Here is a 9913-nt window from a genome sequence, read left to right on the forward strand (position 1 = left end):
ATGAGTGTGGGAGTATGTCACGCTGAAGAAATCTACAGGGATCCGGTTGGGGACATGTCGAATCCTGCTGCTGTCCGAGACTTGTCTGCTAGCCTGAAGATCGGCCAGGTGGCTCTAGCAGCCGGCTTGCCTGTACGCACGGTGCGCTACTACGAATCGATAGACCTGCTGAAGCCAACGGTGGAACGGGCGGAGTCCGGCTATCGGCTGTTCGACCCTTCGGTTTTGGTTCGTCTGGCCTTTATCCGCCGCTGCCAGAGCCTGGGCCTGAGCTTAGAAGAAATCCGCCAAATCCTGGATGTCCACGACCGAGGGGAGCAGCCTTGTCCAGAAATTCGCCAGCATCTGCAAGGCAAGCTGCAGGAGATTGAACAGCGAATTGCCGATCTGCAAGCGCTGAAAAGCCAAATTCAAGGTCTCCTCTCCGATTGGCAGATCCCCCCTGCGGCTGCTGATGAAAAAGAGGTGATCTGCCCGATTTTGCAAAAACCAGAGGCCAGGGGCGGCAAGGGCAACAGCCGTTACTCCACCGTTACCGACTTGGCCAAGTTGCGCGGCTGATCCACATCGGCTCCGCGGCGCAAAGCCATGGCATAGGCGAACAACTGCAGAGGGATCACGTTCAGAACCGCCGACAACAGGGGTGTTGTGCTGGGCACCTCGATGATGTGGTCGGCTTTCTCCCGCACCTGGGTGTCTTCGGGGTTGATGAGGGCGATCACCCGTCCCCCCCGCGCCCGCACCTGTTCGATGTTGGAGAGCATTTTTTCGTAGACGGGATCCCGGGTGGCAATGCACACCACCGGCACCCGCTCGTCGATGAGGGCAATAGGGCCATGCTTCATCTCCCCTGCCGGGTAGCCTTCGGCGTGGATATAGCTCACCTCTTTCATCTTCAAAGCTCCTTCCAGGGCAATCGGGGCGTTAACCCAGCGGCCCAGATAGAGCATGTTGGCAACATGATGGTACTGCTCCGCCAGTTGGTCGTAGAGGGCGGCGTCCTTCAGCAGCAGGCTGATCTTGCCCGGCAGCTCGATCAAGGCTTGCAGGTGGGTTTGGATCTGGGCCGGGCTGAGGATCCCTTTGGCTTGGGCCAGTTGCAGGGCCAGCAAATACCCCGCCACCAACATGCCGGTAAACACTTTGGTGGAAGCCACGGCAATCTCCGGACCGGCATGGATGTAGAGAACCCCGGCATCCGCCAGACGGCTGGCCTGGGATCCGATGGCGTTGACAATCGCCAGAGTCGGGATCCCTTGGGTGCGGGCCTCGCTCATGGCTGCCAGCGTATCGACGGTTTCTCCCGACTGGGTTAAGGCCAGCAACAGGTGGTTGGGGCGCAACACCGGCTGGCGGTAGCGAAACTCAGAGGCGTAATCCACCTCTACAGGGGTACGGGCCAAGCTCTCGATGAAGTACTTGAGCACCCAGCAGGCGTGCCAGGCAGTACCACAGGCTACGGCGTGGATGTGCTCAATGTGGGCCAGTTGCGCTTCAGAAAGCGTTAGCCCCTCCAGCGTCACCCGGCCCTGTTCCAGATCCACCCGCCCCCGTAGCGTATCGGTGGTGGTGCGGGGCTGCTCAAAGATCTCCTTTTGCATGAAGTGCTTGTAGCCTCCCTTGGCGGCTGAGACGGGATCCCAGGCCACGGTGATGCTGGATTTGCGCAGCTCCTCGCCGGTAATGCGCAGGTAGCGCACTTGAGACTCCGTGAGAACCGCCATTTCCCCATCTTCTAAGAACACCACCTTGCGGGTATGGCGGACAATGGCAGGCAGATCGGAGGCCACGAAGTTTTCTCCTTCTCCCTCTCCCACCACCACGGCTCCGGCATTGCCCAAACGGGCTGCGATCAGCCGATCCGGCGCCTCCCGATCCAGAGCCACTACGGCGTTTCCTCCCCGCAGTTGCCCCATGACCTGGCCAAAGGCCGCCTCAAAGGAGCCCAGCTCTTCGGTGTAGAGACCCAGCAGTTGGGCGATCACTTCCGTATCGGTTTGGGAGCGAAATGGGATCCCCCGCTCCAGGAGACGCTCCTTTAGCTCCAGGTAGTTTTCCACAATGCCGTTTTGGATCACCACAATGCGCCCGCGCTCGTCGCACTGGGGGTGGGCATTTTCTTCGGTCACGCCGCCGTGGGTGGCCCAGCGGGTATGTCCGATCCCTACCTTGGCCGTGGGCATGTTGGCCGTCAGCTTCACCAGCAGGTTGTGCAGCTTGCCGGTAGCGCGGACAACTCTCAATCCTTCTTCGGGATCCACTGTGGCAATGCCGGCAGAATCATAGCCCCGATACTCCAAGGTGCGCAGGCCCTCCAACAGGATGGGGGCAGCCCACTGAAAACCCACGTAGCCGACAATGCCACACATTCCTCACACCTCAACCTCAGTCGCGCCAGCGTTGCGTAGCAATACAGGCAACACCTTATCCGCAAAGCCTACCCCAGGTTGGGGATCCCTTCAACGGCTTTGGCCGCCGTTGTTACCTCAGCGGGTCATCTCAGGGATCCCAGACTCCCGCTAGAGAGAGGGGAAAGGCAGCCAACTTATGGGGAAGTCTGCGGCTGCCATCCTTGGGATCCAGAGACAATCCCCTGGGCAAAAGAGACGGGCGCAAAATGGAACTGATAACCTTCGGCCACCGCGGGCTGGATCCCATCTTCCCCAGGGACGCTGGAGACCAAGTTGCTCAGCCCCAATACCAACTCTCGAATGCCGCGGCGAAACTGGGGATCCCCGGTCAGCTCGTCGATGTCGGCGGTAATTTTTTGCATATTCTGAAAGGTGATGCGGGCGGAATCGAGGGTTTGGCGCAGAGTAGCTAAAGTGCCCGGATCGTTGAGGCTGGCGGCAATCTGCTGCAGATCTTCGGTAGCTTGGGCCACGTTCTCCGCAGCCGCTCGCACCTCGGCCAGGATCTGGCGCACATCGGCCTGGAGTTGTGGATCGGTAACCAGCGGGCGCACCGCGCTCGACATGGCCTGGAGATCGGCGCTCACCTGCTGAATGTTCTCCAGGACGGCGTTAAGGGAAGTGCGGTTTTGATCCACCAGGGCGGTGAATTGATCGGCAGCCGCTTGAAAACTGCGGGCAGTTCCCCTTACAGCCCCAGCCGCGTCTTGGATGGCCGTGGCAGCCATGGTGAATTGCAACAAGTCCAGATCTTCGGTGCGAATAGCCGCTACCTGCTCTTCTACGGTTTCTGAAAGACTGGCTACGCTATTGGCGACGCGGGTGAGCCCTTCTAGGGTGGCGTTAAGGGTGTCGAAGAGCTCATCGTCGTTGATCCGTGTGAGCAACTGATCCAGCCGGATCAATAACTGGCCAAAATCCACTCCAGGTTTGCCCTCCACCACATCCCCATCGCAGATGATTTGACTGCTGTCGCAATCCGCTGCCAGAGGGGATCCCGTTGCCGCCTGACCCCTCCCCTGGGGCAGGATGTCCATCACCGTTTCCCCCACCAACCCCGTCTGTTTGGTTACAAACAGGGCGTTGCGGGGAATAGCCAAAGGCTGGTCAATGGCCACCTGCACCTCCACTTGATTGGGTTGAGGCGTGATACGCTCCACCCGACCTACGGTTACCCCCCGCAGCCGCACACTGGATCCCTCGGCCAGCCCGGCCACGTTGGTATAGGTGACGGTAAATTGAAAGCCGCGACTGCCAAAGCGCAGGTTGTAGATCCACAAAAACAGGCCGGCAAAGCCCAGCGCCCCCGCCAGGATCAACAGGCCCACTGCCCCTTCTCGCACTGCTCGCGAACGCATCACACCTGCCCCGCCACTTGAATTGGCCCTTCTACGCTACCGCTGAAAAACTGCCGCACAAAGGGGTTATCGCACGTTTCAATCTGCTGCACGGATCCCTCCCACTGCACCCGCCCCTGAGCCAACAGGACAATGCGGTCGGTGGCGCGGTAAATGGTGCTGTGTTGGTGGGTCACCACAATGTAGCTCTCACAGGCTTTTTTCACCTGCTGCAGCTCCCGAATGAGATCTTCAATCACCGTCGAAGCAATGGGATCTAAACCCGCAGTGGGCTCGTCGTACAGCAGCAATTGGGGCTCATCCTGGGGCAGAGAAGGATCCTCCATAATGGCGCGGGCGAAGCTGGCCCGTTTGCGCATCCCCCCCGAGAGTTCTTCTGGCAGGTTGTGCTCTTTGCCCGCCAGTCCCACCGCCTCCAGCTTGGCGGCCACCAATTCCTGAATACGGGAGCGGGGCAACTGCGAGTGCTCGTAGAGCAAAAACCCCACGTTTTCTTCCACCGTCAGGGAGTCGAAGAGGGCGGCCTGCTGAAACACCATCCCTACTCGCAAAGGGGGAGTTGCATGATGGGCTTGAATCTCCGGGAGCGGGATCCCGCACCAGAGCACTTCTCCAGCGTCTGGCTCCGTTAGGCCGGCGATGATGCGCAGCAGCGTCGATTTCCCGGTGCCCGAAGGCCCCACCAGGCCCAGGGCCTCACCCCGGTACACCTTCAGATCCACGTGGTCAAGCACCACCGTCGAGCCGAAGCGCTTGGAAACTTGGCGCAGCTCCACCAAGGGGGCAGTGCTCTGCACTGCTGGCATGCTCAGAACCTCCGCCCTCGCCAAAGGCTGGAGCCTATTTTCCGCGGCCTGCTGCTCCTTTGGGCTGTCTATGCTGCTTCTGAAGCACTTGACCAATGATTTCAAGCAAAACTGGGGGCTCAGGATGCTTCCCTCCTTGAGTCGGCTTCACTGCTAGTTTAGGAGTCGGTGGGGGCCGAGGCAATGAAGCAGCCCACAGCCCTATCAAGGCGGATCAGGGATCCCTGGCGATAGGCCCAAGCCGTACCTCTCCTCTCCATTCTCTCTGCTCTGGGGCTCAGGGGCGAGGTCTTCCTCAAGGGCAGTCACCCAACCGGAGGGGACGATTTCCATCTCGTCTGTAACCCCTGCTCTTTTCTCTTCCCTCTTCTCTCCGTCAGCCAGCTCCGGCTGTTCATCCTGCTCCGAATTGAGTTTCACGCGCCGCGAGAAACCCCAGACAAATAAGGGGATCACGGCCACCACCATCCCCCACTCCGGGATCTCGATTTGGGGGAAAAACACTTCCAACAACATGGTGCTCCCCACCAGGGCAATGATGGCAAAAGCGGCATCTTCCAGGTGAGAGAACTCATCCAACCAACGCAAAAACAGAGAAGCCATGTAGCGCATCAGGGTAATGCCGAGAATGCCGCCGAGGATGATTACCCAAGCCTTGCGGGAGACACCCACCGAAGCAGCGATGCTGTCGAAAGAAAAGACCAGATCCGTCAGTTCCACCATCACCAGGGTCTGCCAAAAATTGGCGTGGCGGGTGATGTCCTGTTCTTGGCCTTCCTTCTCCCCCCGAAAATGCTGCCAGGCTAGCCAGAGCAGGTAGCAGGCTCCCAAAAACTGTGCGGGTGGATACTCCACCAACCAAACTGCCGCGAAGACAATGGCAATGCGAAAGCTGTAAGCGCCGATGATGCCCCAGCGCAAGGCCCGATTCTGCTGCTGGGGGGTGGGCAGATGCTTCACCAGAGCCGCCAGGGCAACGGCGTTGTCCGCAGAGAGGGCGGCCTCCAAAAACACCAAAGCCGCCACCAAGAAAATATCTGTCCAGGTGAAGGACTGAGTCATCCCTTGCGCCAGGATCAAGGTTGCCCCCATCGCATCTGTTGCATTTTTGACAAGTGTTGCATCAATTAGCATATTCGCGCGTTTTGTCCGCCCCAGTCAGTCCAACACAGCAGTTAACCAGCGTAGGAACCCTCCCCATCTTCGGATAAAGGTACCCCAGAAAAAGGCATGAACCCAGTTAGGTGACCAGAGGCAACACCCTCAAACTCCCGAAGGATGGGAAAGAGAAAGCCCAAGCCTAAACTATGGCCTGAGTATAGCCTGTTTGGCTCAGGATCCATTTACAGTTCTTAACCTTCTGAAATCTGGCCATCCTCTGTTGGATCTCCAGTGGGGCCGGATGAGCTCAGTCGAGCCGCCAGCCGTTGTCCACAGCGCAGGATCTGGCCTGCCAGAATCGCCGCCCCGAAACCGTTATCGATGTTCAGCACTCCCACCCCCGCCGCGCAAGAGTTGAGCATCGTGAGCAGGGCAGCCAAGCCTTGAAAGCTGGCCCCGTAGCCAATGCTGGTGGGCACAGCGATCACCGGACAATCCGCCAGACCCGCCACCACACTGGCCAAGGCCCCCTCCATGCCCGCCACCACGATCAGCACGTCTGCTTGCAGGGCCGCCCAGTTGTGCAGCAGCCGATGGATCCCGGCCACCCCCACATCCCAGAGGCGCTTCACCTGAAACCCAGAAAGCTCGAGCGTGAGGGCGGCTTCTTCTGCCACCGGTAAGTCGGCAGTGCCGGCGGAGATCACGCTGACCTGTCCAGGATGGCTGACCACCTGCTGGGACGGGATCCAACACAAGCGGGCCACCTGGGAATACTGCACCTGGGGCAAGCGGCTGCGGATCTCGGCATACACCTGGGCTTCGATGCGGGTGGCCAAGGCCAGGGATCCCCGCTGGTGGAGTTGCTCCAGGATCTGGGCAATCTGATCTGGGGTTTTGCCCGGCCCCCACACGGCTTCGGGAAAGCCCGTGCGCAAGGGACGGTGGTGATCCACATGGGCGAAATCTCCCACCGGCTCGAAGGGCAGAAAGCGATAGGCTTGCAGGGCTTGCTCTGGGGTGAGCTTCCCTTGGGCCACCGCCCGAAACAGATCCTGCAGCGCTGTCGTAGAGGGGGGGGTCATGGAGGATGAGTTAATCTGCAACACTCGGCTTGGATCTTGCCTGGATCTACTGGGCCAAAGACCCGCGCGGGAAAAACAACACCGGATGCCAACTTTGCCGCAAAATCTCGCCGGTTAGGCTGCGAACCGACCACTCCCAAAAGCTGCCCACATGGGGGGAGGCAGTGGCAATGGCCGTCATGTCTTCATCGGCAGCAGTAGCCAGGATCTCTTTGAGAGGGGATCCCACCCGCACCAGGGTGCGCAGCTGTACGGGCTTCACCTGCTCGCTCAGGGGTTCAAGCACCTGGGCCAGGTCAGCCTCGGCTTTGCGTTGGAGCACCTCCACCGGAGTTCCTTGGTTGCGGCGGGCGCTGGGATCCACCACGTAGAGCAGGGTAAGCGTCTGGCACTGGGAAGTACCGGGCAGCAGGTGGCCGAGATGGTTCAGCAACTGCTGACGCGGCTGCTCAAAGTCAAAGGGCACCAAGAGGCAGCGAAACAGGTGGCGGCTGCGCAAGCGCAATTCTTCCAGGGTAAAGGTAGCCAGCAGCTGGGGGCGCATCACCAGTAGAGGGATTTTCAGCTTCGGCAACAGCGTCATGGTGGTGCTGCCGAACAATTTTTCGGCGAGCAGATTGTGGGTGCCCATGCCTGTGATTAACAGATCGCAGCCGTAGGCTTGGATCCCTTTTAAGATCGCCTCTGCCGGCTTGCCCACCTGCACCAGAGCCTTGACTTCCAACCCCGCCGGGATCGGGTTCAGCAGCTTCTGCAACTGGGCCTGCTCCGCCTGGATTTCGGGGGTAATGTCGTCGGGAATGCCGATGTCGTCCTCTTGCCAATCTACGCTGCGGACGAAGGTGACGCGCTCGATGCCATTGCTGTGCAGATCTTCTAGACACTTGCCAAAACGCTGCAGGCCATCTCGGCGGTCGGTGGCAATTAACACGTTTTTAAACATATCGTTTTGAGCATTAGGAGAGAGGGTAGCCGGCTCAAGAGCAACGCTTTGGCCCGCAGCGATCCTAAGCTAACACCTTGCGGGGTTGTTCCCAAGGCAGCAGCTCCGGATCCCTCTTCGGCATCGGTTGCTCAGCGGTTGGGATCTGCCAGGTTGCGAAACTGGGTGTACTGGCTTTCGAACAGCAGGCGCACAGTGCCGGTGGGGCCGTTGCGATGTTTGGCAATGATGACCTCGGCAATGCCGCGATCGCTGGTGTTGGGATCGTAGTATTCCGGGCGGTAGATCATCATCACCAGATCGGCATCCTGCTCGATGCTGTTGTGAACTAGCAGCCCGTTGGCCACAAAGTTGTGGTGGCGGGGCATCTCGATGTCGTAAACCGGCTGAGGCTCCCCTGGCTCGCTGATGAACACCACCGGATCCCAGATCAGCCCCTCCTGCACCACCACCGCCACCTCTTCCTCCAATTGCAGCTCGTCCAAGGTTTTCCAGCCCTGTTGGGTGAAAAAGGGGTGATTGCCGGTGGCGCGAATGGAAAAGTTGAGGCGGGTCTTCAGAACACAGGTGGGCTGCCGACCACTGCAAAACACTTTCACAGGCTGTTGGGGCACCAAGCGCCCGCGCCCGTTCAAGCTGAGCAGGCGGGGCAGTTCCGCCGAAGCCGGCAGGGCCGCCAGTTGATCCAGCCGCCAGATCTTGCCGCGATCCGCATCCATCACCTGCGTATCCCCGGCCAGACAGCCCGATTCCCGCAGATCTGCCAGCTGTGGACGTTTGTCGGAGCGAGACTCAACAGCTCGACTGAGCTGAGAAAGCACCAGCACCGGCACCATCAGCTCTTTGGCCATGGCCTTGAGGCCACGGGTAATGCGCGACAGCTCCTGCACCCGGTTGTCAGCAGCGGATCCCTGCATCAGTTGTAGGTAGTCGATCAACACCATCCCCAACGTTCCCCCCTGTTCCGCCTGCAAACGCCGCGCTTTGGAGCGAATTTCTGTAACGGTACAGTCGGGGGTATCGTCGATGAACAGGGGCAATTGCGATAAAAAACCAATGGCTTGTCCCAGGCGCTGCCACTCGTGTTCGCTGATGCGCCCAGAACGCAGACGGCTGCTGTCGATGCGGGCTTCGCTGGCCAAAAGCCGCTGCACCAGTTGCTCCCTCGACATTTCCAAGCTAAAGATGGCGACCGGCTGCTTGGCATAGGCAGCCACATTCTGGGCAATGTTGAGGGCAAGACTGGTTTTCCCCATCGAGGGACGACCGGCCAGAATCAGCAAATCGGATCGCTGCAAGCCCTGGGTCAAGTTATCCAGGTCGATGAATTTGGTCGGGATCCCCGGAAGCTGTGCCCCGCTTTGGAACTTCTCTTCCAAATCCGAGAAGATATTGACCAAAACCTCAGAGGCCGGGATAAGACTGCGCTGCACTCGCTCTTGGGTGAGGCCAAACACCTGCTGCTCGGCTTGATCCATTACCTGAGACAGGGGCTGACTGGTATCGTAGGCCAAACGAGCCAAGGTATTGCTCACCTGGATCAACTGGCGGCGCATGTATTTATCCATCACCAGGCGAGCATACTGGTCGATGTTGACGCTGCTGACGGTTTGCTCCAGCAGACGACGGATCGCCCCTGTTCCCCCCACCCGCTCCAGAAGATGATGATCCGCCAACCAGGCAGACACAGTCATCAGGTCAGTGGGTTGGCCTTGGCTGTGCAGTTGGAGAGCAGCCCGGTAAATCTCTTGGTGGGCAGAGATATAGAACATCTCTGGACGCAGAAACTCCGCGACCCGCACCAACGCATCCGGATCGAGGAGAATGCCCCCCAGGATTTCCTCCTCGGCTTCAATGTTTTGAGGAGGAAGCCGATCCCCACCCGTTAAGTCGTAATCGCTGATCACCACAAGCCAGGATAGGAAAATCAACCCAGCCCTAGGGCAACCGGCCTCTCAGCCAGTCAGCTCCAATCGTCAGGCGGGTCAAGCTCTAGGCTGAGCATACCCGCTTGTTGCCTAAGGCAAAAACCCTACTCACCCCGGGATCCCTCACGGGAACTCAGGGATCCTCAGAAGGTGAGTCCTCATTCGGGAGTAACCTGAATGCGCAGCGTAGCAGTAACTTCGGGGTGTAACTTTACCTGCACGGGATAAACCCCGGTTTTTTTGATTTCCTCGTTGAGGAGAATGTTGCGGCGGTCGATATC

The 9913-nt window shown here is 59.3% G+C and carries 9 protein-coding genes; 1 reads left to right on the forward strand and 8 read right to left on the reverse strand.

The annotated features are described in order from the left end of the window. A partial coding sequence (locus NW819_RS03655; protein ID WP_414412915.1) for a heavy metal-responsive transcriptional regulator occupies positions 1–561 on the forward strand: 561 nt, incomplete at its 5' end. Here the strand turns inward: NW819_RS03655 and glmS are convergent. The 8 genes from glmS to NW819_RS03695 all read right to left on the reverse strand — a co-directional run bounded on the left by glmS (position 522) and on the right by NW819_RS03695 (position 9910). Continuing rightward, positions 522–2369, reverse strand: coding sequence for a glutamine--fructose-6-phosphate transaminase (isomerizing) (gene glmS, locus NW819_RS03660; RefSeq protein WP_414412916.1), 1848 nt, complete (start codon positions 2367–2369; stop codon positions 522–524). The genes NW819_RS03655 and glmS overlap by 40 nt on opposite strands. A gap of 176 nt (positions 2370–2545) precedes the next feature. Next, entirely contained in the window at positions 2546–3769 is a 1224-nt protein-coding gene (locus tag NW819_RS03665) for an MlaD family protein (protein WP_414412917.1), read from the reverse strand. Next, positions 3769–4575 carry an ABC transporter ATP-binding protein gene (locus NW819_RS03670; RefSeq protein WP_414355855.1) on the reverse strand — a complete coding sequence of 269 codons (807 nt, stop codon included), beginning with the start codon at positions 4573–4575 and terminating at the stop codon, positions 3769–3771. Before NW819_RS03670 ends, NW819_RS03665 begins: the two co-directional genes overlap by 1 nt. Positions 4576–4779: 204 nt before the next feature. After that, a complete protein-coding gene (locus NW819_RS03675; protein WP_414412918.1) occupies positions 4780–5667 on the reverse strand; it encodes a TerC family protein in 888 nt (295 codons plus the stop codon). A gap of 260 nt (positions 5668–5927) precedes the next feature. Next, positions 5928–6761, reverse strand: coding sequence for a nickel pincer cofactor biosynthesis protein LarB (larB, locus tag NW819_RS03680; RefSeq protein WP_414412919.1), 834 nt, complete (start codon positions 6759–6761; stop codon positions 5928–5930). 46 nt (positions 6762–6807) lie between these two features. Then, positions 6808–7704: a universal stress protein gene (locus tag NW819_RS03685; protein ID WP_414412920.1), complete on the reverse strand. Its 897-nt coding sequence runs from the start codon at positions 7702–7704 to the stop codon at positions 6808–6810. 131 nt (positions 7705–7835) lie between these two features. Continuing rightward, a complete protein-coding gene (gene dnaB / locus NW819_RS03690) occupies positions 7836–9611 on the reverse strand; it encodes a replicative DNA helicase (protein ID WP_414412921.1) in 1776 nt (591 codons plus the stop codon). A gap of 179 nt (positions 9612–9790) precedes the next feature. Beyond that, positions 9791–9910, reverse strand: a complete 120-nt coding sequence (locus NW819_RS03695; protein ID WP_414412922.1) for a 50S ribosomal L9 C-terminal domain-containing protein — start codon at positions 9908–9910, stop codon at positions 9791–9793. Between the last annotated feature and the right edge of the window lie 3 nt (positions 9911–9913).

Origin of the sequence: Synechococcus sp. R8-2 (assembly GCF_047461715.1) — a bacterium.
Classification (GTDB): Bacteria; Cyanobacteriota; Cyanobacteriia; order Thermostichales; family Thermostichaceae; genus Thermostichus.

Bases quoted from the DNA above. Each gene is read 5' to 3' on its own strand.
- NW819_RS03665 (WP_414412917.1), bottom strand. From the start codon at position 3,769: ATGCGTTCGCGAGCAGTGCGAGAAGGGGCAGTGGGCCTGTTGATCCTG.
- larB (WP_414412919.1), bottom strand. From the start codon at position 6,761: ATGACCCCCCCCTCTACGACAGCGCTGCAGGATCTGTTTCGGGCGGTG.
- NW819_RS03675 (WP_414412918.1), bottom strand. From the start codon at position 5,667: ATGGGGGCAACCTTGATCCTGGCGCAAGGGATGACTCAGTCCTTCACC.
- glmS (WP_414412916.1), bottom strand. From the start codon at position 2,369: ATGTGTGGCATTGTCGGCTACGTGGGTTTTCAGTGGGCTGCCCCCATC.
- NW819_RS03670 (WP_414355855.1), bottom strand. From the start codon at position 4,575: ATGCCAGCAGTGCAGAGCACTGCCCCCTTGGTGGAGCTGCGCCAAGTT.
- NW819_RS03685 (WP_414412920.1), bottom strand. From the start codon at position 7,704: ATGTTTAAAAACGTGTTAATTGCCACCGACCGCCGAGATGGCCTGCAG.